Genomic DNA, 23,300 nt, shown 5'->3' with positions numbered 1-23,300 from the left:
GATGAGGGTGGATCGCATCGCCCGCATTCGACCGGTTCATCCCAAGGCGGAAAAGCGGTTTCGCCGATGCTGTGGAAAATCCTAACGGGAGGTTAACGCCGCTTAACCGCGTTCACAGGCGCAAAGCCCCGCAAAGCCTTTGTCGTTAAGGTTTCGTTAGGGATTGTCCACCGCCGGGAAAGGCCCGGCGATGATCCCCGTTAACGATGGTCGGCCCGGGGGATATCCGCTTTTGTTCCGCTGCGATCCCTGGAGTCATCCCCGTCATTCCACCGCACTACCTGCCACTTCGAATCTTTTAATTCTTATTTTGATTAGGGATTGAGAGCAGGGGGCTGTGACCTTAATCGTCCGACATGACCGATCCGAACCGAACCGACGATCAGACCAGCCTGGACACGCCCCTGATGATCCGGGCTCTTCGTGGGGAGACGCTGGAGCGTCCGCCTGTCTGGTTCATGCGTCAGGCCGGGCGATATCTGCCGGAATACCGTCGACTGAGAGCTGAGGCGCCGGATTTCATCGCCTTCTGTCTGAACCCCGAAATGGCGGCCGAGGCGACGCTGCAGCCGATGCGTCGGTTCGGCTTCGACGCGGCGATCGTCTTCGCCGACATCCTGTTGATCCCGCGCGCCCTCGGCCAGGACGTCTGGTTCGAGACGGGCGAGGGACCGCGTCTCGGCGAAATGCCGATCCCCGGTCGGATGGCAGAATTGGCGCCCAGCGCGGGCGAGCATCTGTCGGCGGTGGGCCAGACCCTGTCGATCGTGCGCGCGGCGCTTGAGCCTGAACGCGCTCTGATCGGCTTCGCCGGCGCCCCCTGGACCGTCGCCACCTATATGCTGGACGGCGAACATCGGACCATCGGCAAGGGCGAGCGCGCCCAGGCCCGCACCTACGCCTATGCCGATCCCAGACGGGTGGACGAGACGCTGGAGGTTCTGGTCGAGGCTACGGCCCGGTATCTGAAGATGCAGGCCGACGCCGGCGCACAGGTTCTCAAGATTTTCGAGAGCTGGGCCGAAGGGCTCCCCGACGACCTGTTCGAAAAACTGGTCCTGAAGCCCCACCAGGCGCTTGTCAGACGCACGCGGGAACTGGGTGTCACCGTCCCCTTGATCGGCTTCCCACGCGGCTCTGCGGCGCTTGCAGAGCGGTACGCCGAGGCGGTCGAGGTCGACGCGGTTGCGCTCGACACCGCCTGCCCTCTGGAGGTCGGCAAACGCGTGCAGCAGATCAAGCCGATCCAGGGCGCCCTGGACCCGCTTTTGCTGCGCGCGGGCGGCGAACTGCTGGACCGTCGCGTCGATCAGTTGATGGAGGCCTGGGGGCAGGGGCCTTGGATCTTCAACCTGGGCCACGGCATTCTGCCGGACGTGCCCATCGACCATGTCGAACAGGTGCTGAAACGGATCGGCGCGCAATGAGCGACGTAGGAGACGGATGTGGGCCGGCGGGGCGGCGGATCGCCGTGGTCCTGTTCAATCTGGGCGGGCCTGACGATCAGGCCTCGGTCAAACCCTTCCTGTTCAACCTGTTCAATGATCCGGCCATCATCGGCCTGCCCGGCCTGTTGAGGACGCCGTTGGCGCGGCTGATCTCCAGCCGGCGCGAGGCCGCCGCCCAGGCCAACTATCGGCTGATGGGCGGGGGATCGCCGCTGTTGCCTGAAACCCAGGCCCAGGCCCAGGCGTTTCAGTCCGTGATGGCTGACCGGATGCCGGACGACGAGGTTCGGGTCTTCATCGCCATGCGCTACTGGAACCCGCTGACCGAGGAGACGGCCGCAGACGTCGCGGTGTTCGGTCCGGACGAAGTGGTGCTGCTGCCGCTCTATCCGCAGTATTCGACCACCACGACCCAGTCGTCGCTGCAACTCTGGAACGCGACCTACGCCGGTTCTGGCGTCAGCCGCGCGGTCTGCTGCTATCCGCAAGCCGCCGGCTGGATCGCCGCCCAGGCCCGGGCGATCGGGCGCAAGCTGGACGAAGCGGGCGACGCGCCCGTGCGCGTGTTGTTCTCAGCCCATGGCATTCCCGAAAAGCTGATCAGCGGCAAAGGCGATCCCTATCAGGAGCAGGTCGAAACGACCGTCGCCGCCGTGGTCGCCGAGATCGAGACCCATCGCGGCCCCATCGATCACGCCATCTGCTATCAAAGCCGGGTCGGACCGATGAAATGGCTGGGACCATCCACGCCCGAGGCGATCCAGAGCGCAGCCGACGACGGGGTCGGGGTGGTCGTCACGCCCATCGCCTTCGTCTCCGAACATATCGAGACGCTGGTCGAACTGGACATCGAATACGGCGAACTGGCCCACCAGAAAGGCGTCCAGCCCTATCTGCGGGCGCCCGCCGTGGGGATCGAGCCTCTGTTCATCGACGCCCTGGCCGATGCGGCTCTAGGGGCCTTGAGCCGAAGCGGCGTCGCACCGCATGGCCAGGGATGCAAGGCGGACTGGAAGGCCTGTCCGCATCGTAACCGGAGACAAGCGGCATGAATCTGTATGATCTGGCGCGCGGCCTGCATATTCTGGCGGTGATCGCCTGGATGGCCGGGATGCTGTTCCTGCCGCGTCTCTATGCCTATGATGTCGAGCAGAACGGCAAGCCCGAACCGCTGCGCAGCGAGATGCAGGGGTTGCTTCGCCTGTGGCAGACGCGGCTGCTGCGCATCATCATCAATCCGGCGATGATCCTGGCCTGGGGGTTCGGCCTGTGGCTGATCCATATCGATGTCTCGGCGCGCGGCGCGGCCTTTCTGGCCGAGCCGTGGATGGTCACGAAACTGGTCGGCGTCTTCCTGCTCAGCGGCTGGCACGGCTTCCTGGCGGGGCAGAGAAAGAAGATCGCCGCCGGCACGTCGAAATATTCCGGCAAGTTCTGGCGCATGACCAACGAGATCCCGTTTGTCCTGGCCATCATCATGGTTCTGTCGGTGACGACGGAATGGCATTTCGGCTAGGCGGCTTCGCTTGACCTTGGCCGCCGGCTGTGGTTCCGCTGGCGGCGAACCGTTCGACCCTGGGGTCGGCGGTCCCTCTCTTCTTCGCGACGCCTGCCGGTTCGACCAGCGGGACGCCGTCGCGCCCTCCTCCGGCCGAAAGGCCAGACATTCCTAGAGACCCGACGCCGCAGCGTTCGTCTGCGTGCGCCCGTGAGCCTGCATCATGACCGACGTCCGCGACACCAATCCCGACTCCCCGGAAGCCGAAGCCCTGGGCCAGGACACCCCTGCCGCCGAAGCTCCGATCCATCACGGCGCGGCGCACGAAGCGGGCGAGGCGGCGGGCGCCGATTCCGGCGTGGACACCACGGCCGACGAGGATGACGACGGTGAACCCGTCGTGGCCAACGGGCGCATCACCCTGGCGGAGCTGAACGAGAAGACGCCGGCCGACCTGGTCGCCTTCGCTGAACAGCTGGAGGTCGAGAACGCCTCCAATCTGCGCAAACAGGACCTGCTGTTCGCCATCCTGAAGGCTCTGGCCGACGAAGAAGTCGAGATCATCGCCGACGGCGTGTTGGAAATCCTGCCGGACGGCTTCGGTTTCTTGCGCAGCCCCGACGCCAACTATCTGCCCGGCCCGGACGACATCTATGTCTCGCCCTCGCAGATTCGTCGCTTCGGTCTGCGCTCGGGCGACACCGTCCACGGCGCGGTGCGCGGCCCGCGTGAGGGCGAGCGTTACTTCGCCCTGCTGAAGGTCGATACGATCAATCTGGAAGACCCGGAGCTGGTCAAGACCAAGGTCCTGTTCGACAACCTGACGCCCCTCTATCCCGAGGAGCGGCTGCACATGGAAATTCAGGACCCGACCTTGAAGGACCGTTCGGGCCGGGTCATCGACATCGTCGCGCCGCTGGGCAAGGGCCAGCGCTGCCTGATCGTCGCGCCGCCGCGCGTCGGCAAGACGGTGATGCTGCAGAACATCGCCAAGTCGATCGAACGCAATCACCCTGAGGTCTTTTTGATCGTTCTGCTGATCGATGAACGCCCGGAAGAAGTCACCGACATGCAGCGCACGGTGAAGGGCGAGGTTGTGGCCTCCACCTTTGACGAGCCCGCCACGCGCCACGTCGCCGTCGCCGAAATGGTGATCGAAAAGGCCAAGCGTCTGGTTGAGCACAAGAAGGACGTGGTGATCCTGCTGGACTCCATCACCCGTCTGGGTCGTGCATACAACGCCACTGTCCCGTCGTCGGGCAAGGTGCTGACCGGCGGCGTCGACGCCAACGCCCTGCAGCGGCCCAAGCGTTTCTTCGGCGCCGCGCGCAATGTGGAGCAGGGCGGTTCGCTGACCATCATCGCCACGGCCCTGATCGACACCGGCAGCCGCATGGACGAGGTGATCTTCGAAGAGTTCAAGGGCACCGGCAACTCGGAAATCGTGCTGGACCGCAAGGTGGCAGACAAGCGTATCTTCCCCGCCATCGACGTGCTGAAGTCCGGCACCCGCAAGGAAGACCTGATCACGCCGAAGGATCAACTGGCCAAGACCTATGTCTTGCGCCGGATTCTGAATCCCATGGGGCCGCAGGATGCGATCGAATTCCTGCTCGACAAGCTGCGTCAGTCGAAGAACAACTCGGACTTCTTCCAGTCTATGAACACCTGAAACGGCGTCTGCCGCCGGGCGTTCTGTTTCACGTGAAACGGAGCTGAGGCTGATGAAGATCAATGTCGAAGTCGACTGCACACCCGCGGAGGCGAGGGCCTTTCTTGGCCTGCCCGACGTTACGCCGCTGAACGACGCCATGGTCGCCGAAATGCAGAAGCGAATGCAGGACAATGTCGCCGCCATGCAGCCTGAGGAGCTGATGAAAACCTGGACCAGTTTCGGCCTCCAGGCCCAGGATCAGTTTCGGCGGCTGATGGAAGCGGCGGTGAAGTGACCCCTCATCCGCTCCCCGTTACAAGGGGGAGGGGAATGCGAAGCGCCTGCGGAGGCTCATCACATTCGCCGTCGTAGGGCTCTTCCATCAAGCCGCTGACGCGGCGCGCCGGCTCTTTGCAAGGGATGGGAGAATATCCTGTGACAGACACGATCTTCGCGCTTGCGACGCCTCCGGGGCGGGGGGCCATCGCCGTGGTTCGCCTGTCGGGCCCGGCGGTCGAAACGATTTTGACGGCTCTCGGCGCGCCTCGGCTGAGACCGCGCATGGCTTCGGTCCGTCAACTCAGCCATCGCGGCGAATATATCGACCAGGCGCTAGTGCTGCGGTTCGTGGCGCCGCATTCCTACACGGGCGAGGATTCTGCTGAGCTTCATCTTCACGGCGGGCGGGCGGTGGTTGAGGCCGCAACCCGCGCCTTGATCGACCTGGACGTCCGACCGGCCGAGCCAGGAGAGTTCACGCGACGAGCGTTCCAGAACGGACGAATGGACCTGGCCCAGGCCGAGGCGGTCGCCGATCTGATCGACGCCGAGACGATGGCCCAGGCGAAACAGGCGCTGGGCCAACTCGACGGGCGGTTGAGTGAAACCTACGCCGGTTTTCGTCGTGATCTGCTCCACGCCCTGGCGCTCGTGGAAGCCGAAATTGACTTCCCCGACGAGGAGGTGCCCGACAACCTGGCGCGGACCGCCGGCCCGGTTCTGGACCGACTGATCGACAACCTGCGCTGCGCCATTGAAACCGGCCGACGCGGGGAGCGGGTGCGGGACGGCTACCGCATCGTTCTGATCGGCGAGACAAATGCGGGCAAGTCGTCGCTGTTCAATGCCCTGATCGCGCGAGAGGCCGCGATCGTCACCCCCATCGCCGGCACGACACGCGATGTTCTGGACGCTGAACTGGTGATCGGCGGGTACGCCGTCACTCTGTCCGATACGGCCGGCCTGCGCGACAGCGAGGATCCCGTAGAAGCCGAAGGCGTGCGTCGCGCCCGCGTGCGCGCGGAACAGGCCGACCTGCGCCTTTGGTTGCGCGCGCCGGGTGATCCAGAGGGGAGCGCCGCCGACTACGCCAGGCCCGGCGACCTGATCGTGGCGACGAAGCAGGACCTTGGCGAGCAGGAATTCTCCGATGACCTGACGGTCCTGAGCGTGAGCATAAAGACCGGCGATGGTCTGGGCGCACTGCACGATTGGATTGCCACACGACTGGCCGAGGATCTTGCCGGCGCTGATTTCCCCGCCGTTACCCGTGAACGACATCGTTTGCGTTTGACGGAGGCTGTGGCCGCGGTAGAGGCGGGACGAGCGGCGCTGGATATTGCGCCCGAGATGGCCGGAGACGATTTGCGACGGGCGGCGGATGCGCTGGCGCGCGTGACCGGCGCCATCGGCGTGGAAGACATACTGGGCCAGGTCTTCTCGACCTTCTGCATCGGTAAGTGAGGCCTTAGCCATACCGGTGTTTCACGTGAAACAACGTCGACAGACCAGCGCCCTTCACTGGCGAAAGCGCCGGATTTGGCCTATGTGGCGTGGATGAAAGATCCTACTGACCTTGTCTTCGACGTCGTCGTAATTGGCGGCGGCCATGCTGGTTGTGAAGCGGCTGCGGCCTCTGCACGCGCGGGTGCGCGCACTGTCCTATTGACGCAGAAGCTGGAAACCATCGGAGAGATGTCCTGCAACCCGGCTATCGGGGGGCTGGGCAAGGGGCATCTGGTGCGGGAAATCGACGCCCTCGATGGCGTGATGGGACGTCTGGCCGACATCTCCGGCATTCAGTTTCGTCTTTTGAATCGATCCAAGGGTGCGGCGGTTCGTGGCCCACGCAGCCAGATTGATCGTCGGCTTTATCGTGAGGCCATGCAGGCTGAGTTGGCCGCCACGCCAAATCTGACTCTTATGGCTGGGACTGCCGAGAGCCTGATTTTGGATGGCCGCCGCGTGGTCGGCGTGAATACCGGCGCGGGGGAAGTGATCCGCGCCGACGCGGTCGTCTTGACGACGGGGACCTTCCTCAATGGCGTCATCCATCGCGGTGATGAGCGAATCCCAGCAGGGCGGCATGGAGAGGGTCCTTCCAATGGATTGGCCGCCGACCTCCACTCTGCCGACCTGATGATGGGTCGCCTGAAGACGGGCACGCCCGCGAGGCTGGATGGCCGCACCATCGCATGGGACCGTCTGGAGATGCAGCAGGCGGACGAGACCCCCTCCGCCTTCTCGTTCATGACCGACGCCATTGTGGTTCGTCAGATCGCTTGCGGCGTGACGCACACGACGGAAGCGACGCACCGGATCATTGCGGAGAACCTCGGCGAGAGTGCGGTGTACGGCGGTCGGCTGTCTGGGCGGGGGCCACGTTACTGCCCCTCTATCGAGGACAAGGTTGTTCGGTTCGCCGAAAAGACCAGCCACCAGATATTTCTGGAGCCGGAGGGTTTGGATGATCCGACCGTCTATCCAAACGGCATCTCGACGTCGGTTTCAGAAGCCACCCAGCTGGCCTTCTTGCGCACCATCCCGGGTCTCGAGGCGGTGGAGGTGTTCCGTTACGGCTATGCCATCGAATACGACTATGTCGACCCACGAGAGCTTACGCCCGCGCTTGAGGTGAAGAAGCGACCGGGTCTCTATCTGGCTGGCCAGATCAACGGCACGACGGGGTATGAGGAGGCGGCGGCCCAGGGACTGATGGCTGGGTTGAACGCGGCGCGGGCGTCTGGCGGGCAGGGGGCAGTCATCCTTGGTCGGGACCAAGCCTATATCGGCGTGATGATCGACGACCTGGTTACGCGAGGCGTGACGGAGCCGTATCGAATGTTCACGAGTCGGGCGGAATATCGTCTTACGCTTCGGGCCGACAATGCTGATCAACGACTGACGGCGCTGGGTATCGAGCTGGGCATTGTCGGCGAAACGCGCCGTCAGAGATTCGAAGCCAAGGCGGCCATTCTTTCACATGCCAGCGCTGTTTCACGTGAAACTCTGTTTACGCCAAACGAGGCCAGCGCGCTTGGAATCGCCGTGAACGCGGATGGCCGACGCCGTTCCATGCGCGAACTCCTGGCCTTCCCCACTGTGACCTTAGATCAGTTTCTACCGGTCGTGCCGCAGATCGCAGACTGGCCAGAGTCCGTTCGGGAGCAGGTCGTCATCGACGCGGGATACGCTAATTACCTGGACCGCCAGTCGCTCGAGGCGGAAGCCCTGAGGCGCGAGGAGGCGCTCACATTGCCGCTTGACCTCGACTATGACGCGATTGGCGGGTTGTCCAACGAAGTGCGAGAAAAGCTGACTCGCGTACGGCCGATGACATTGGGTCAGGCGGGGCGAATCGAAGGCATCACGCCCGGCGCCCTGACGGCCTTGCTTGCGCATGTGAAACGCGGAACGCGTGCAGCGGTCGCCGCCTGATGCTGGACGCCGAAAGAGCAGCCTTCCAAACACGCTCCCAGGCAACGAGCGCCCAACTCGCCGATCTGGAATTATTTCGCGTTCGACTTGAAGACGCCAACACGGTGATGAATCTTGTCGGTCCGGACAGCCTTCCGGATTTCTGGAATCGCCATGTCTGGGATAGCGCCCAATTGGTTCAGAAGGCGCCGGATGCATTGACATGGGCCGATCTGGGGGCAGGCGCGGGGTTTCCCGGCGTGGTGCTTGCGATCCTGTCGAAGGGGCGCGACGACGCGCATGTCTGGCTGATCGACTCTTTGGGCAAACGGTGCCGCTTTCTCCAGGAGGTGGTCGACGCGCTAGGGCTGCCGGCCACGGTGATCAACGGCCGGGCGGAGGACCAGAGGATCAACTGCGACATCGTGACCGCGCGTGCTGTGGCGCCGATGGACAAGTTGCTGGGTTATGCACAGCCCTACTTTGAAAGGGGTGCACAAGGTTTGTTCCTCAAGGGGGAAAAGGCCGAATCCGAGTTGATCGAAGCCCGGAAATCCTGGCATTTCCAAGCGGAACTGGCCCCGTCGCTCAGCGACCCGCGCGGCCGCATCGTGACAATTCGGAGTGTTCGACGTGCCCGCAACCGGTCGTAACAAACAGCCCGCACGGGTGCTGGCCGTTTCCAATCAGAAGGGCGGCGTGGGCAAGACCACGACAGCCATCAACCTTGGGACCGCCTTGGCCGCCATAGGTGAGCGGGTGTTGATTGTGGATATGGATCCGCAGGGCAATGCCTCCACTGGCTTGGGTGTTCCACGTGAAACACGACGGGTGACCATCTATGACGTGGTCGTGGATCAACGTTCCATCGATGATGCGGCGGTCCAGACCACAGTCCCCGGCCTCTGGATCGTGCCGGCCGACGCAGATATGTCGGGCGTCGAGATCGAGCTGAGCCAGGCCGACCGTCGGTCCTATCGCCTGCGCGACGCCTTGAGGGCCCACGACGACGGCCCTACTGCGTATGACTATGTGCTGATCGACTGTCCGCCGTCCCTGAACCTTCTGACGCTGAACGCCATGGCGGCGGCGGATGCGGTGCTGGTGCCGCTGCAGTGCGAGTTCTTTGCACTGGAGGGCTTGAGCCAGCTGATGCGGACCATCGACATGGTCAAGCACAGCCTGAACCCGTCTCTGGAAATCCAGGGCCTGGTCCTGACCATGTACGACCGCCGCAGCGCCCTGTCGGGCCAGGTGGCCAACGATGTCCGCGCCCACTTCGGCGACAAGGTCTACGAAAGCGTCATACCCCGCAATGTCCGCGTGGCCGAGGCGCCATCGTTCGGCAAGCCGGCCCTGATCTACGATCTGAAATGCGCCGGCAGCCAGGCCTATCTGCGCCTAGCGCGGGAGGTCGTGAAGCGTGAACGGCAGCGGCTGAAGCTGGCCGCCTGAACCCTAGAATAAGAAACGGAAGCAGTATCTTGGCTGAACGACACAGAGGTCTGGGCCGCGGCCTGTCGGCGTTGATGGGCGAAAACGCCGAAGCGCCGGTGGCCGCCGACGCCCCTACACCCGCCGGGGTGCGCCGCGCGCCCATCGAAAGCCTGAAACCCAATCCGGACCAGCCGCGCAAGGTGTTCCGTCAGGAAGACCTGGAGGAGCTGACAGCCTCGATCCGCGACAAGGGCGTGCTTCAGCCGATTCTGGTGCGCACCCATCCGGGCGAGGAGGGCGTCTGGCAGATCATCGCTGGCGAACGCCGTTGGCGCGCCTCGCAGGCCGCGCGTCTGACCGAAGTGCCGATCGTCGTCCATGAGATGGACGACGTCGAGGTGTTCGAAGTCGCCATCGTCGAGAACGTACAGCGCGCCGATCTGAACCCTCTGGAAGAGGCTGAAGCCTATCGGGTGCTCATGGAGCGGTTCGGTCGGACCCAGGATGCGGTGGCGGGCGTGGTCGGCAAGAGCCGCAGTCATGTGGCCAACACCATGCGCCTGCTCCAACTGCCGGAGCGGGTGCTGTTCTATGTGCGCGAGGGCAAGCTGTCGGCGGGTCATGCGAGGGCGCTGATCAACACCCCCGATCCCGGCCAGCTGGCCGATATCGCCTTCGTCGACGGCCTTAGCGTGCGCGAGACCGAAGCCCTGGCGCGGCGCGCGGTCGAGGGGCCAAAGCCGCCCAAGGCCCGGTCGGGCGCGAGCAAGCCGAACGGCGGCGGATCGGCGGATGTGATCGCACTGCAGCAGGATCTGGCCGATGCCCTGGGCTTGAACGTCCAGCTGACCGACCGTGACGGCAAGGGCGAACTGACCATCCGCTATGGTACGCTGGAGCAGCTGGACGATCTATGCCGACGCCTGATGCGGGGTTGAGGGCCGGATGTGATAAGGTGGGCGCATGACCGATCAGAACGCACCCACTCCCGCCGAAAAACTGAAACAGGCGCTCGCCGCCAAAAAGGCCAAGGCGAGCCACGGCTTCAACGCCCAGGTGGGCGTCAAGGCCGAGGAAAAGACTGTCGCTGCGCGCAACGTCGCCATGGCTCAGCCGGCGTTCCGCAAGGCCTCCAAACGGGGCTAAAGCCCTAGACGCCTAGCCCGGCTGGCGATCTCCAGCAGCAGACGTTCGGCGATCAGCTGGTCGGGCATCCCTGTCGTCTTGGTGGCGACATCGGCGGTGTTGATGCTGTCCATGACCTCGTCCAGCGCCTCCAGCCGCCAGGACCGGGCCTGACGAAGCATTTCCGCCTCCTGCTTCCAAAAGACTCCGGCGGCCTTCGCGGCCTCCTTGGCGTTGGCGCCGTTGGTCTGCAAGATATTGATTCGACGTAGTTTCCCCAGATGCATGGCGGCGAAACGCACCGCCATGACCGAGGATTCGCCCTCGTCGAAGGCGCGCCTAAGCCCCGCCTGCGCAGGCGCAGGGCGGGCGCCGAAGGCCTGGAGCGCGGCATCGGACAGGGACGCGTCGGGTTCGACCCCCAGATGCTGCTCCAGGGCATCCATATCCAGCGTCCGGCCAGAGCCTGGGCCGATGAACAGGGCCAGACGCTCGATCTCCTGACGCATCAGGCCGCGTTCGCGGGGCAGGCGGCCGACAAAACGATCCAGGGCGTCGGATGTCAGCCCGACCTTGTCGGCGGCCAGCGCCTCGCGCACCATGCGGGCCACGTCGCCGGTCTCATCCTCGTAGCAGACGATGCCGACCGCGCCGTCTTCCTTTTCCGCCGTCTTGCGCAGCGCCGATTCGCGACCCAGCTGGTCGGCCTCGACCACCAGCATGGCGTCGGGATTATAGCCGCCTTGGGCATGGATCTTCAGCGCGGCGGCGACGGCCTTGTCCACACCGGGCTTCAGCGTTGACAGACGGATGCGCACCAGACGCCGTCCGCCCATCAGGGACATGGCCGTCAGGGCCTCTTCCAAGCGCGTTTCGTCGCTGTCGATATCGCTGTCGGTCAGGACAGTGACGTTGAAGGGGTCGTTCAGGTCGGGGGTGACCGTTCGACACAGCGTCGTCGCCCGCTCAGCCACGCCGGACCGGTCCTTGCCGTGAATGACCGCCGCCCGGATCGCCGGATCGGGCGCCTTCAGAAAGCGTTCGATCTCTGGGCGTTTGGCCAGGATCACGGGTTAGCCGGAATCATTAGTTCGCCAGGGCCTGCATGAGGTCCAGCCGGATCAGACGGGCCAGCTCCGACGCGGCGCGCTCCTCGCCGTCCTGCTGGGCGGCGATGGCTGCATAGGGTTGGTCGGCGGCGGCATAGGTGGTTGTTACGGTCTCTGTCCCGGTGACCGGCGCGCCGCCCGAGGCCGGCGTCAGGGTCCAGGTCGCCTTGACCGTCAGCTCGTAACGGGTGGCGGTGTCGTCGATCCGGCGGCCCAGCGAGCGCCGGCTCTGCTCGACCCGTGTGGTCAGGCGATAAAGCGGCGTGGCGGCGCGATCCCAGGCCAGGGCGTCCTCCAACTGTTCACGCAGACGATAGCCCAGCCGGTCGTCCTGGGTGGCGACGGCGATACGGCGCAAAGACGAACCCACGGCCGGCTCGGCGTACAGGGGCGTGAAACCACAGGCCGAAAGGGCCAGCGAAGCCAGAACAGCGAGAGCGGCCGCGACACGCATCAGCCGGCCACCAGATTGACGATGCGGTCCTTGACCACCACGATCTTCTTCACGCTCAGACCCTCCAGACGCGCCTGCACGGTGTCGTCGGCCAGAACCAGCGCCTCGACCTCGGCCGGCTCCATGCCGCGCGGCACGCGGATTTCCGCTCGACGCTTGCCGTTGATCTGGATGGGAAGCACCACCTCGTCGTCGGCCGCCAGCGCAGCGTCCCACACGGGCCACGGCGCGTCCAGAACCATGCCGTCCTCACCCAGCCGGGTCCAGGCTTCCTCGGCCAGGTGCGGGGTGAAGGGCGCGATCAGCCGGGCCAGGGCCGACAGGGCCTGACGCCTGGCGTCGCCGCCCGCCTGTCCGGCGTCGCGGATAGCGGCGACGAAGGCGTAGAGCTTGGCGATGGCGGAGTTGAAGCGGAAGCCTTCGACGCCTTCGGACACGGCCTTGATGGCCTTGTGCGTCTCGCGCACCAGATCGGCGTTGGCCTTGTCCTCACCGGGGAAGTCCGCGTCGTAGGCGTCGAACAGGGACCAGGCGCGCTGGACGAAGCGGCTGGCGCCCTCGACCCCGCCGGGCGTCCATTGCACGTCGCGCTCGGGCGGACTGTCGGACAGGACGAACAGGCGGCCGGCGTCCACGCCGTGGCTTTCCAGGATTTCGGCCGGAGCCACGACGTTCTTCTTGGACTTGGACATCTTCTCGATGTCGCCGATGATCAGGGTGTCGCCGGTCGACAGCTGGCGGGCGGCGCGAACGCCATTGTCATTGGTCAGCGAAACGTCGGTCGGTTCGACCCAGGCGCCGTCGGTGCGGCGATAGGTCTCGTGAACCACCATGCCTTGGGTGAACAGGCCGGCGAAAGGCTCCTTCACCGACAACATGCCGGCGTCCGACAGAGCCCGGGTGACGAAACGGGCGTAAAGCAGGTGGAGCACGGCGTGTTCGACCCCGCCGATATATTGATCCACCGCCAGCCAGCGGTCGGCGGCGGCCTTGTCGATCGGCGCCTCGGCGGTCGGGTCGGTGAAGCGGGCGAAATACCAGCTGGAGTCGACGAAGGTGTCGAGCGTGTCGGTCTCGCGCGTCGCGTCCGCGCCGCATGACGGGCATTTGACGTGTTTCCAGGTCGGATGACGATCCAGCGGATTGCCGGGCACGTCGAAGGTCACATCGTCGGGCAGAACGACCGGCAACTGGTCGGCCGGAACCTCCACTGGACCGCACGACGGGCAGTGGATGATGGGGATCGGGCAACCCCAATAGCGCTGGCGCGAAACGCCCCAGTCGCGCAGGCGATAGATGGTTTCGGCGCGCCCCTGACCGGCGGCCTCGACCCTGGCGATGGCGGCGGCCTTGGCGGCCTCGACGTCCATCCCATCCAGGAAGCCGGAGTTGAAGATCCGGCCGGGCCCGACATAGGCCTCGGTCCCGATCTCGACCGTTTCGGCGTCGTCGGGCTTGACCACCGGCGTTACCGGCAAATCGTATTTGCAAGCGAAATCCAGATCGCGCTGGTCGTGGGCGGGGCAGCCGAAGATGGCGCCCGAGCCATAGGTCGACAGCACGAAATTGGCCGCCCAGACGGGCAGGGTCTTGTCCGGGTCGAACGGATGGCGGACGCGGACCCCCAGATCGACCCCCAGTTTTTCGGCCTTTTCGATCTCGGCCTCGCTGGTGCCGGTCTGGGCGCAGGCCTTGATGAAGTCCGCCACGTCCGGCCGGTGTTCGGCGATAGCCTTTGTCAGCGGGTGGTCGGGGGCCAAGGCCAGGAAGCTGGCCCCGAACAGGGTATCTGGCCGTGTGGTATAGACCTCGATGGGGTCTCGGCCGTGGTTCGGCTGACCCTCGGGCGAGGCGGGCAGGAAGGCCGGCGCCTCGGCGATGGTCCACCACAGGGTCGCGCCCTTGGACTTGCCGATCCAATTCTCCTGCATCAGCCGGACCTTCTCGGGCCAGCGATCCAGGGTCTTCAGCCCGTCGATCAGGTCATCGGCATAGTCGGTGATGCGCAGGAACCACTGGTTCAGCTTGCGCTTCTCGACCAGGGCGCCGGAACGCCAGCCGCGCCCGTCGATGACCTGTTCATTGGCCAGGACGGTGTTGTCGACCGGGTCCCAGTTGACGACCCCGTCCTTGCGATAGACCAGACCGCGCCGATACAGCTCCAGGAACCAGGCCTGCTGCTTGCCGTAATATTCCGGGTCGCAGGTGGCGAATTCCCGCGACCAGTCCAGCGACAGGCCCAGCAGCTTCAGTTGCTCGCGCATGGCGGCGATGTTGGAATAGGTCCAGCCCTTGGGGTGGATGCCCCGTTCCATCGCCGCGTTCTCGGCCGGCATGCCGAAGGCGTCCCAGCCCATGGGGTGCAGGACATCGAACCCTTGCGCGCGCTTCGACCGCGCAACCACGTCGCCCATCACATAGTTGCGGGCGTGGCCCATGTGGATGTTGCCCGATGGATAGGGGAACATCTCCAGCACATAGTATTTGGGACGGCCGGTGTCCTTGGTGACGAATGCGGACGCCTCGGCCCAACGGGCCTGCTGGCGGGGTTCGGCGGTCTTGGGTTCGTAACGGGCCACGGTCGTCCTGAAAGTCGAAAAGGGCGCTGACGCCCTCCCGACCCAACTAGCCCGAAGGACGACAGCGCCCAAGACATAATGCGTTTCGGCTGGTCCTGACGGGACAAACGAAACGGAATCCAACGACGCTCAAGTCGCCTGAGGGGCGCAGGCGTCGTTAAATAAATCCAAGGCGGGCTTTCAGCCTGCGTTGGAGAGGTTCAGCTGGCGCGCCTTGGTCAGGATGGCGTTTTCCAGATCGGCCTCGGTCTGGGCGGCGACCGGGGCGGCGGTCCACTGACCGTCCGCGCCCTTCACTTCCTTGGTCACCGTGACGTTCAGCGCGTCGGCGCGCAGACGGGTGTCCAGGATGAAGACGGTCGCCTTGAAGCGCTCGTTCGGCGTCTGGGGGTTGATGTACCAGTCGTAGTTGATGACGCCGCCCCACGGATCGGCGGTCAGCAGCGGCATGAAGCTGAGGGTGTCAAGCGAGGCGCGCCACAGGTAGGCGTTGACGCCGATGCCTTGCTGGGCGTTCGTCTTGGGCGCGGACTTCTTGCCACCGACGAAGGGAACGCTCGAGCAGGCCGAAAGCGACGCGCCCAGGGCCACGCCAGACACCAGCACGACCGCGACGTTGCGAACCAGGGCCTTGTTGAGGCTCATCAAGAGAAGTCTCCGTAAACTCAGGGACGTGGGAGCCCTCGCTCGCACGGGCGCACGGCGTGATGAAACGCCGACTGCACCGCTCTATAACACGGTGAAAAGGGGCGATGACAAGGCGAAGTCGCACCCGGCGCGGTCCGATGGCGCGACCTTTGCGACAAAGACGCGTCATTCGACCCAAACCGGCCCAAATCCCGTGACGCTTGAGCCACATGCGCCGACAACAATGACGAGGAACCTAGTTATCAAGCGGTCATTCCGTTGACCGGGGCGGCGCCCGGTGTCTAATCCCCGCGTTCATGACCCTATAAGGTCAGTCCGGGGTTGAAACGTCGCCGCTTGGCGGGGTTCAAAGGGTTTGGTTATGCGGTTCGGCGGTTTCCTGGCTGTGGTGATGGCGACGACGGCGCTTGCCGTGTCGACGTCGGCGCTCGCCCAGACCACCAACACCGTCTCGCTGTCGGAAGCCCAGGCCGCCCAGCGCAATACGCCGCCGCCCCAGCGTCGCGGTCTTCGGCTGAATGATCGTGGCCGTTGGGGCCTGGACTTCAACCTGAATCAACCTGTCGGACGCGAGACCGACTGGGGCGATGTCGAGGCGGGCGCCTACTATCGGCTGAACGACCGGCTGCGTGTCGGCGCCGCCGCTTCGGTGGCGACGGTCGACGCCGATCCGGGGCGCGAGCCCGAAAGCAACAGCCGCACCCAGCCGCGCGTGCGTCTGGAAACCATCTTCAAGTTCTGATCCTCGGCGGGTCGCCAAACGCCGATTGGATCGCATCGACGCCCGCCAGACCGCAGGCGCCGACGATCCGACCGGCATTTGCTTGGGTGATCCCTCCCAGCGCATAGACCGGCAGGCGCGCCCGCGCCGCCTTTGTGCGAAACGACCCGACACCCAAGGCCGGCTTCGAGCTCGACGTTCCGCCGGCGGGAAAGACGGGCGAGAGCACCAGGGCGTCCAAACCGTCCGTCGCCGTCGCCCCGCCATGCCAGGCGGCGGTCAGCAGCCAGTCGGGCCGGGCGGCGCGCATCGCCGAGGCGCGATCCGCCGCCCGTTCAGGCAGATGCAGCCCGTCCGCCGACACAGCCTGGGCCAGATCGAGGTCCAGCCCGACCAGAAGCCGGACCCCGGCCTTCGTCGCCGCCTCGCGAACCTTCAATCCCGTCTCGACAGCGTCCGCCGCCCCGAACGTGCGATACACGACCGCCGAACCGGCGGGCAGCCGGGCCGTCGTCTCCCAAGGACGGAGGGTGCGGGCGGGATCGGTGAAGAACAGCAGGGGCGGCAGACCGACGGCGGCCGGGCTGACAGCGGCGGCGGCGCGGTTTAGAGCGGTCGCGACGTCCCAGAGCGTTCGCGCATCGTTGCTGTAACCGGCCGGCAGGATCATGACCCCTTCTTCTCCCGCTTCCGTCCCGCCGTCCATCGCCGAACGTGTGGCGCAGGTTCGGGCGCGGATCGCAGCCGCCTGCCGGGCCGTGGGGCGTGATCCCGCCGCCGTCACCCTGACCGCCGTGTCCAAGACACAGGGTCCTGAAGCCATCGACGCCATACTGGCGACCGGTCAGCACGTCTTCGGGGAAAACCGCGTGCAGGAGGCGCAAGGCCGCTGGGCCGGCCGGATCGCCGACCTGCCGGGTCTGGAACTGCGTCTGATCGGGCCGCTGCAGACCAACAAGGCCGAGGACGCCGTGGCCCTGTTCGACGTGATCGAAACCCTGGACCGCGAAAAGCTGGCCCGCGCGCTGGCGGATGCGGCGCACAGACGGGGCCGATCGCCGCGCATCCTGATCCAGGTCAATACCGGCGGAGAGCTACAGAAGGCGGGCGTGTCGCCCGACGCTGCCGACGCCCTGATCGCGGCGGCGCGCGAAACCTACGGACTGACGGTGGAGGGGCTGATGTGCATTCCCCCAGCGGATCAGGACGCGGAACCGCATTTCGAGATTCTGCGCGCCCTGGCCGAACGCAACGGCCTGTCGGTCCTGTCGATGGGGATGAGCGGCGATTACGAGGCGGCCATTCGCTGCGGCGCGACCCATGTGCGGGTTGGCACGGCGCTGTTCGGGGAACGAAATCGGCCCTAAAGGGCCTCTAGCCCGTAACCCTATGTGAATATTCACGTCCCCAAGCCTTGGCGCGGGGGCCAAGCCTCGCCATTGTCAATTCCATGCCTACGCCCAAGACCATCCTGATCATCGACGACGACGACGACCTGCGCGAGGCCTTGGCCGAGCAGCTGAACCTGCACGAGGAGTTTCGCACTCAGCAGGCCGCGACCGCCACGGACGGGGTAAGGATGGGCCGCGAGATCCGCGCCGATCTGATTCTGCTGGACGTCGACCTGCCGGACATGGACGGACGCGAGGCCTGCCGTCTGCTGCGCAAGGACGGGGTATCGACGCCCGTCATCATGTTGACGGCGCAGTCGGCGGACGCCGACGCCATCCTGGGGCTGGACGCCGGGGCGAACGACTATGTCACCAAGCCCTTCCGGTTCGCCGTTCTTCTAGCCCGCATCCGCGCTCATCTGCGCAGTCACGAACAGTCCGAGGACGCGGTCTTCACCATCGGGCCCTACGAGTTTCGGCCCGCGGCCAAGGTGCTGATGGACGCCAAGGGCAAGAAGGTGCGGTTGACCGAGAAGGAAACCAATATCCTGAAATACCTCTATCGCGCCGGGGCCAAGCCCGTGTCGCGCGAAGAGCTGCTGACCGAGGTCTGGGGCTATAATGCGGGGGTCACAACCCACACGCTGGAAACCCACATCTACCGTCTGCGTCAGAAGATCGAACCGGAACCGGGTCATGCCCGTCTGTTGCTGACCGACGCGGGCGGATACCGGCTGCAGCCGTAGGGCTTAGCCCTCGCCTTTGGTGCTTGCTGTCTTCCTGATCGTAAACATCGGCAGGAAGACATGCACCAGCGGGCCGATGGCGACGGCGTACAGGATTGTGCCGAGCCCGACCGATCCGCCCAGCAGCCAGCCGACGGCGACGACGGTGATTTCGATGGCGGTCCTGACCCATTTCACCGGCCAGCCTGTGCGGGCCACGATGCCGGTCATCAGCCCGTCGCGCGGGCCAGGACCGAGCCCCGCGCCCACATAGGCGCCGGTCGCCACCCCGTTCAGGACGATCCCTCCGACCAGCAGGCCCGCGCGCTGGGGTAGGGCCAAATCAGCCGGGATCCACCCCAGGCCCACATTGGCGACCGTGCCGATGACCAGGACATTGGCCACCGTGCCGACGCCCGGCTTCTGGCGCAGCGGAATCCACAGCAGCAGCACCGCCAGACCGATCAGATTGACCACCATGCCGAAGCTGATCCCGGCGGGACCGGCGAACCGTTCATGCACCCCTTGCGTCAGCACGTCCCATGGGTCGAGGCCCAGACCGGCGCGGACGATCATGGAAATGGACAGGCCATAGAGGCCAAGGCCGAGGAAAAGCTGGAACAGGCGACGGGTCATGCCGGGGGTTTGCGCCAAACTGGATTTGAAAAAAAGGGCCAGTTGTGGCATTCTGGCCTGATGACGCCGCGCACCATCCGGTCCTCCACACTGAGCCGCCATCTAGGCGAATGGCGCAGGCCGGGTGCGGGGGCCGCCTATCGCCAGCTTGCCGGGGCGGTGCGCCTGCTGATCCTTGACGGACGTCTGCCGCTGAATGCCCGCCTGCCGGGTGAGCGGGAGCTGGCCCAGATGCTTGGGCTGAGTCGGACCACCGTGTCGGCCGCCTATGGCGGATTGCGCGACGACGGATTTCTGACCGGGGGGCAGGGGGCCGCCGCCCGCATCAGCCTGCCGCCGGGCGGGGGCAAGGCGCCGCCGCGTCCGCCCGCGCCGACCGAGATGGAAGGGCCGGGCCGGATCGATCTGACCGCCGCCGTCCTGCCGGCCGATCCCAATGTCCACGCCGCCTATGCGCGGGCGCTGCAGCGTCTGCCCGCCAGTCTGCCGGGCCACGGGTACGAGGAGACGGCGGGGTTGGAGGAACTGCGCGAGGCGGTGGCGGCGGGTTATCGACGGCGCGGACTGCCGACATCGCCCGGACAGATTCTGATCACCCATGGCGCCCACAACGGTCTGGTGCACCTGCTGCGGCTGACCGTTCGGACGGGCGACGCGGTGGTGTTCGACCACCCCACCTATCCGCAGGCCATAGACGCCATTCTGGCGGCAGGCGCGCGGGCGGCGCCGGTCGCCCTGCCGGATGAAGACGGCGACGAGGGCTGGGATGTCGAGGGTCTGGCCAGCGCCTGCCGCAGCCAAGCCGCGTCCATGGCCTATCTGGTGCTGGACCACAATAATCCGACCGGACGGATGATGAAGGCGGCCGACCGCCTGCGTCTGCTGGCGGCGCTGAAGGGATCAGAGACCCTGCTGGTGCTGGACGAGACCCTGGTGGATCTGACGCTCAGCGGCCCGCCCGCCCTGACGGCGTCCGCGGTGGATGCGCCGCGCATCGTGAGGCTGGGCTCCATGTCCAAGAGCGTCTGGGGCGGATTGCGGATCGGCTGGATCAGGGCGGACCGGGCGGTGATCCAGCGCCTGGCCCAGAGCCGGGCCAGTTTCGATCTGGGGGTGCCGATCCTGGAGCAACTGGCGGCGGTCGAACTGCTGAACGACGGCGGGGCGGCTCTGGCGGCGCGGCGGCCCCTGTTGCGGGCCAGACGCGATCATATGCGTGCGCGATTGGCCGAACGCCTGCCCGACTGGGTCTGTCCGCGTCCGGCAGGCGGTCTGTCCCTATGGGCGCGCCTCCCCGGACCGATCAGTTCGGCCTTGGCGCAGCAGGCGTTGGAGGAAGGGCTGAGGCTGGCCCCCGGCCCCCGCTTCGGCGTCGATGGGGCGTTCGAGCGCCGCCTGCGTCTGCCCTATACTTTGCCGGAAGCCGAACTGGACGAGGCGGTCGAACGTCTGGCCCGCGCGGCGGACAGGGTGGGGCGTTCGAGCAAGAGGACGGCGCCCCAGTCCGTGCGCCGCACCGTCCCCGTCTACTGAAGGTCAGACGTCCAGATCGACCGTGACGGGGGCATGGTCGCTGGGGCGCTCCCATTCGCGCACATCGTCATGAATGCGGGCGGTGTCCTTGACCACGGCGGGGGTCAGGCCGGGCGAGGTCCAGATGTGATCCAGACGCAGGCCCCGGTTGGACTTGCGGAAGTCGGCGGCGCGATAGCTCCACCAGCTGGCCAGTTTCTGCGGTTCCGGGAAGCGGTCGCGCAGCACGTCGGCGAAACCGCCCGTGGCCTGAAGCCGGTTCAGGGTCTCGACCTCGATCGGCGTATGGCTGACGATCTTGGACATGTAACGGTGGTTGAACACATCGCCTTCGCCGGGCGCGATGTTGAAGTCGCCCGCCATCACCAGCGGGCGCGACTTGTCCTGACGCGCCACGATTTCGGTCAGCTGTTCATAGAAGTCCATCTTGTGATCGAACTTGGGGTTCAGCGCCCGGTCGGGAATGTCGCCGCCCGCGGGGATGTAGAAGTTCTGGATGTCGATCCCGGCGACGCTGGCCGAGACGCACCGGGCGTGGCCCAGTTTGCAGACCTGGAACGTCTCGCTGTCCTCGATCGGCAGGCGGCTGGCGATGGCCACGCCGTGCCAGCCCTTTTGTCCCAGAACGCGCAGGTGCGGCAGGCCCATCGCCTCGAAGGCGGCTCGCGGAAACTGGTCCGTGGTGCATTTGATCTCCTGCAGCATCAGGACGTCGGGCGCGCGTTCCTGAACGAAACGGGCGACCTGGTCGATGCGCAGGCGGACGGAGTTGATGTTCCAGGTGGCGAGGCGAAGGGTCATTCCTCCGTCTAGCAGGCGCGGCGGTTAAAAAAAGCCCGGCCGCGACGGGCCGGGCTATGGAGGTTCGTCTCTCTCGCCGCCGGGGAGGGGGATATCTTCCGTGGCGGAAGAACGGCCGCCGCCGTTCCTGTGCTGTAAGTGTCACGGTCGATTATAAAAGTCAAACACTCATAATGTCCGCTTGCGCGTGTTTATTATGAAACAGTCCGGCGACGGACGAATCGACTGAACTCCCGTCAGTTCGTGATCGTGGGAGAGGCCGGCGCTGTAGCCCACTCGCCCCGCCATTCGTAGCTCAAGGTGACGCAGTGCCGATAAGCGCCGTCTGACCACCGGCCCACCGCCTGCATGGTCAGGGGGCGGGGCGCGCGAACCCGGCTCATGATCAGCCAGACCTCCTCGGCGCCGGGGCACAGGGCGCGGGACAGGCCCCGGCCGTCGCCGTCCTGGTTCACAGAATAGATGTCGTTCTCGGTCGCGCCGTCGGGCAACACGCGCCGCGCCGCGTCGGGGCCGCCACGCGTGAAACCGGCCGTGCCGCGCGCGGTGGTGGAAAACAGCCGCTCCACCTGCACAGCGCCGAACAGACCGCGCCTGACCTCCAGCGTGACGCCCTTGGTCAAAGCCTGGGTGACGCGATCCGAGGCGTTGTAGGACAGAAAGCGGGTGTCCGCGTGCGCCGGCGCCGCCATCGCGACGGCGGCGGCAAGACCGAGAGAGAGGGCGTTCAGACGGCGCATAGGTGTCTCTTCCTCAGGTTTTGCGGCGATAACGCGGCCTGGCGTCGATCAGGCTTCGCCCAGGCAGCGCAGGGCGACCTCCAGATTGCGCAGGCCGTCCTCGCCGGTCACGGCCGCCGTTTCGCCGGTGGTGATGGCGCGGGCGAAGGCTTCCAGTTCTTTCCTCAGCGGTTCGGCAGGCCAACTGTTCAGCATACGCGTGGAATAGGAGCCGTCCGGCTGCTGGCCGAAATACTCGGTCACCTGGCGCGTGATCAGATCGGCGACGATGAATTTGGTCTTGGTCGCGACCTGAAGCGTGCGGGTCTTGTAGGGCGTGACCCAGTTGGTCGTGATGTGGGCGATCACGCCGTTGTCCAGACGGAACTGCAGCAGGGCCGTGTCCTCGCGGTCGGCGCGGGTGCGGGCCAGTTGCGGCTGGACCTCGGTGATTTCGGCGCCGGTCAGATGGCGGATGATGTCGATGTCATGGACGGCCAGGTCGATGACCACCCCGACCTCGCCCATGCGGGGCGGGAAGGGGCCGACGCGGGTGATCTGGATGGAGATGATCTCGTCATCGGCGACGGCGCGCTTGACCGTTTCGACCGCCGGATTGAAGCGTTCGACCTGGCCGACCATCAGGACGCGATCATTGGCCTTGGCCGCGTCGATCATGCGCTGGGCGTCGGCGACAGTGGCGGCGATGGGCTTTTCGACCAGGACGTGGACGCCCTTTTCCAGCAGGGCCACCCCGACTTCGGCGTGGAAACGGTTGGGCGTGGCGACGACGGCGGCGTCCAGTCCGGCGTCGACGAAGGCCTGGGCCGTCGTGACCGGCGATGCGTCATAGGCGGCGGCGACACCCTCGGCCGTCACGGCGTCGGGGTCGAAGATGGTCGTCAACTCGAACTCGCGCATTTCAGAGGCGACGCGCGCATGGTTGCGGCCCATGACGCCGACGCCGGCGACGCCGATCTTGAGGGGGGCGGTGTTCGGCATGAGGACGACCCTTATTGCTTCTCTCTTCCCGTCATCCTCGCCCTTGTGGCGAGGATCGATACTCCCGGTGTGGTCCGGAGCGACGGGTCGTAGGTCCGAGTTTATGGATCCTAGGCGCCAAGCC

The 23,300-nt window shown here is 65.7% G+C and carries 24 protein-coding genes; 15 read left to right on the top strand and 9 right to left on the bottom strand.

Going from position 1 to position 23,300, the window contains the following annotated elements; all coding sequences use genetic code 11:
* The first annotated feature begins 356 nt into the window (after positions 1-356).
* The 11 genes from hemE (at position 357) to P0Y50_04140 (ending at position 10,879) form a co-directional block, all read left to right on the top strand.
* Positions 357-1,427, top strand: a complete 1,071-nt coding sequence (gene hemE / locus P0Y50_04190) for a uroporphyrinogen decarboxylase (GenBank protein WEK40814.1) — start codon at positions 357-359, stop codon at positions 1,425-1,427.
* On the top strand, positions 1,424-2,500 hold the full coding sequence (hemH, locus tag P0Y50_04185) for a ferrochelatase (GenBank protein WEK40813.1): 1,077 nt from the start codon (positions 1,424-1,426) through the stop codon (positions 2,498-2,500). Before hemE ends, hemH begins: the two co-directional genes overlap by 4 nt.
* Entirely contained in the window at positions 2,497-2,964 is a 468-nt protein-coding gene (locus tag P0Y50_04180; protein ID WEK40812.1) for a CopD family protein, read from the top strand. The genes hemH and P0Y50_04180 overlap by 4 nt, the downstream gene beginning before the upstream one ends.
* 205 nt (positions 2,965-3,169) lie before the next feature.
* Positions 3,170-4,618: a transcription termination factor Rho gene (rho, locus tag P0Y50_04175; protein ID WEK40811.1), complete on the top strand. Its 1,449-nt coding sequence runs from the start codon at positions 3,170-3,172 to the stop codon at positions 4,616-4,618.
* 52 nt (positions 4,619-4,670) lie between these two features.
* Positions 4,671-4,895 carry a DUF6489 family protein gene (locus tag P0Y50_04170; GenBank protein ID WEK40810.1) on the top strand — a complete coding sequence of 75 codons (225 nt, stop codon included), beginning with the start codon at positions 4,671-4,673 and terminating at the stop codon, positions 4,893-4,895.
* Positions 4,896-5,035: 140 nt separating this feature from the next.
* Positions 5,036-6,343: a tRNA uridine-5-carboxymethylaminomethyl(34) synthesis GTPase MnmE gene (gene mnmE / locus P0Y50_04165; protein ID WEK40809.1), complete on the top strand. Its 1,308-nt coding sequence runs from the start codon at positions 5,036-5,038 to the stop codon at positions 6,341-6,343.
* A 93-nt stretch (positions 6,344-6,436) separates the two neighbouring features.
* A complete protein-coding gene (gene mnmG, locus P0Y50_04160; GenBank protein WEK41520.1) occupies positions 6,437-8,317 on the top strand; it encodes a tRNA uridine-5-carboxymethylaminomethyl(34) synthesis enzyme MnmG in 1,881 nt (626 codons plus the stop codon).
* Positions 8,317-8,949, top strand: coding sequence for a 16S rRNA (guanine(527)-N(7))-methyltransferase RsmG (gene rsmG, locus P0Y50_04155; protein ID WEK40808.1), 633 nt, complete (start codon positions 8,317-8,319; stop codon positions 8,947-8,949). The genes mnmG and rsmG overlap by 1 nt, the downstream gene beginning before the upstream one ends.
* Positions 8,930-9,751 (top strand): ParA family protein, encoded by an 822-nt coding sequence (locus P0Y50_04150; protein ID WEK40807.1) that lies wholly within the window; start codon positions 8,930-8,932, stop codon positions 9,749-9,751. Before rsmG ends, P0Y50_04150 begins: the two co-directional genes overlap by 20 nt.
* Before the next feature lie 29 nt (positions 9,752-9,780).
* Complete coding sequence (locus tag P0Y50_04145; protein WEK40806.1) at positions 9,781-10,671, top strand: ParB/RepB/Spo0J family partition protein; 891 nt, start codon at positions 9,781-9,783, stop codon at positions 10,669-10,671.
* A gap of 25 nt (positions 10,672-10,696) precedes the next feature.
* Complete coding sequence (locus P0Y50_04140; GenBank protein WEK40805.1) at positions 10,697-10,879, top strand: hypothetical protein; 183 nt, start codon at positions 10,697-10,699, stop codon at positions 10,877-10,879.
* Here the strand turns inward: P0Y50_04140 and holA are convergent.
* The 4 genes from holA to P0Y50_04120 all read right to left on the bottom strand — a co-directional run bounded on the left by holA (position 10,876) and on the right by P0Y50_04120 (position 15,645).
* Entirely contained in the window at positions 10,876-11,928 is a 1,053-nt protein-coding gene (gene holA / locus P0Y50_04135; protein ID WEK40804.1) for a DNA polymerase III subunit delta, read from the bottom strand. The genes P0Y50_04140 and holA overlap by 4 nt on opposite strands.
* Before the next feature lie 16 nt (positions 11,929-11,944).
* Positions 11,945-12,421, bottom strand: coding sequence for an LPS assembly lipoprotein LptE (lptE, locus tag P0Y50_04130; GenBank protein WEK40803.1), 477 nt, complete (start codon positions 12,419-12,421; stop codon positions 11,945-11,947).
* Positions 12,421-15,000, bottom strand: a complete 2,580-nt coding sequence (leuS, locus tag P0Y50_04125; protein WEK40802.1) for a leucine--tRNA ligase — start codon at positions 14,998-15,000, stop codon at positions 12,421-12,423. The genes lptE and leuS overlap by 1 nt, the downstream gene beginning before the upstream one ends.
* 180 nt (positions 15,001-15,180) lie before the next feature.
* On the bottom strand, positions 15,181-15,645 hold the full coding sequence (locus P0Y50_04120; protein WEK40801.1) for a DUF3576 domain-containing protein: 465 nt from the start codon (positions 15,643-15,645) through the stop codon (positions 15,181-15,183).
* Between the two features lie 364 nt (positions 15,646-16,009).
* On the opposite strand from P0Y50_04120, the gene P0Y50_04115 reads away from it, so the two are divergent.
* Entirely contained in the window at positions 16,010-16,390 is a 381-nt protein-coding gene (locus P0Y50_04115; protein WEK40800.1) for a hypothetical protein, read from the top strand.
* Here the strand turns inward: P0Y50_04115 and P0Y50_04110 are convergent.
* Complete coding sequence (locus tag P0Y50_04110) at positions 16,380-17,039, bottom strand: thiamine phosphate synthase (GenBank protein WEK40799.1); 660 nt, start codon at positions 17,037-17,039, stop codon at positions 16,380-16,382. The two genes, P0Y50_04115 and P0Y50_04110, sit on opposite strands and share 11 nt — an antisense overlap.
* Here P0Y50_04110 and P0Y50_04105 point away from each other — a divergent pair.
* Both P0Y50_04105 and P0Y50_04100 read left to right on the top strand, forming a co-directional pair.
* Positions 17,038-17,736 (top strand): YggS family pyridoxal phosphate-dependent enzyme, encoded by a 699-nt coding sequence (locus P0Y50_04105; GenBank protein WEK40798.1) that lies wholly within the window; start codon positions 17,038-17,040, stop codon positions 17,734-17,736. The genes P0Y50_04110 and P0Y50_04105 overlap by 2 nt on opposite strands.
* Before the next feature lie 83 nt (positions 17,737-17,819).
* Positions 17,820-18,506, top strand: a complete 687-nt coding sequence (locus tag P0Y50_04100; GenBank protein WEK40797.1) for a response regulator transcription factor — start codon at positions 17,820-17,822, stop codon at positions 18,504-18,506.
* 3 nt (positions 18,507-18,509) lie between these two features.
* Here the strand turns inward: P0Y50_04100 and P0Y50_04095 are convergent, their stop codons facing one another.
* Positions 18,510-19,121 (bottom strand): hypothetical protein, encoded by a 612-nt coding sequence (locus P0Y50_04095; protein ID WEK40796.1) that lies wholly within the window; start codon positions 19,119-19,121, stop codon positions 18,510-18,512.
* 60 nt (positions 19,122-19,181) lie between these two features.
* Between P0Y50_04095 and P0Y50_04090 the strand changes: the two genes are divergently transcribed.
* Positions 19,182-20,654, top strand: coding sequence for a PLP-dependent aminotransferase family protein (locus P0Y50_04090; protein WEK40795.1), 1,473 nt, complete (start codon positions 19,182-19,184; stop codon positions 20,652-20,654).
* Between the two features lie 3 nt (positions 20,655-20,657).
* On the opposite strand, the gene xth is transcribed toward P0Y50_04090, so the two are convergent.
* The 3 genes from xth to P0Y50_04075 form a co-directional block, all read right to left on the bottom strand.
* Positions 20,658-21,455 carry an exodeoxyribonuclease III gene (gene xth / locus P0Y50_04085; GenBank protein WEK40794.1) on the bottom strand — a complete coding sequence of 266 codons (798 nt, stop codon included), beginning with the start codon at positions 21,453-21,455 and terminating at the stop codon, positions 20,658-20,660.
* A gap of 236 nt (positions 21,456-21,691) precedes the next feature.
* On the bottom strand, positions 21,692-22,195 hold the full coding sequence (locus P0Y50_04080) for a hypothetical protein (protein ID WEK40793.1): 504 nt from the start codon (positions 22,193-22,195) through the stop codon (positions 21,692-21,694).
* 48 nt (positions 22,196-22,243) lie between these two features.
* A complete protein-coding gene (locus tag P0Y50_04075; protein WEK40792.1) occupies positions 22,244-23,176 on the bottom strand; it encodes a Gfo/Idh/MocA family oxidoreductase in 933 nt (310 codons plus the stop codon).
* Positions 23,177-23,300 lie beyond the last annotated feature (124 nt).

This window comes from Candidatus Brevundimonas colombiensis, assembly GCA_029202665.1.
In the GTDB taxonomy this organism is placed as follows: domain Bacteria; phylum Pseudomonadota; class Alphaproteobacteria; order Caulobacterales; family Caulobacteraceae; genus Brevundimonas; species Brevundimonas colombiensis.
Note: the sequence above shows the minus strand (reverse complement) of the source record. Positions and strands in the feature narration are given on the sequence as shown.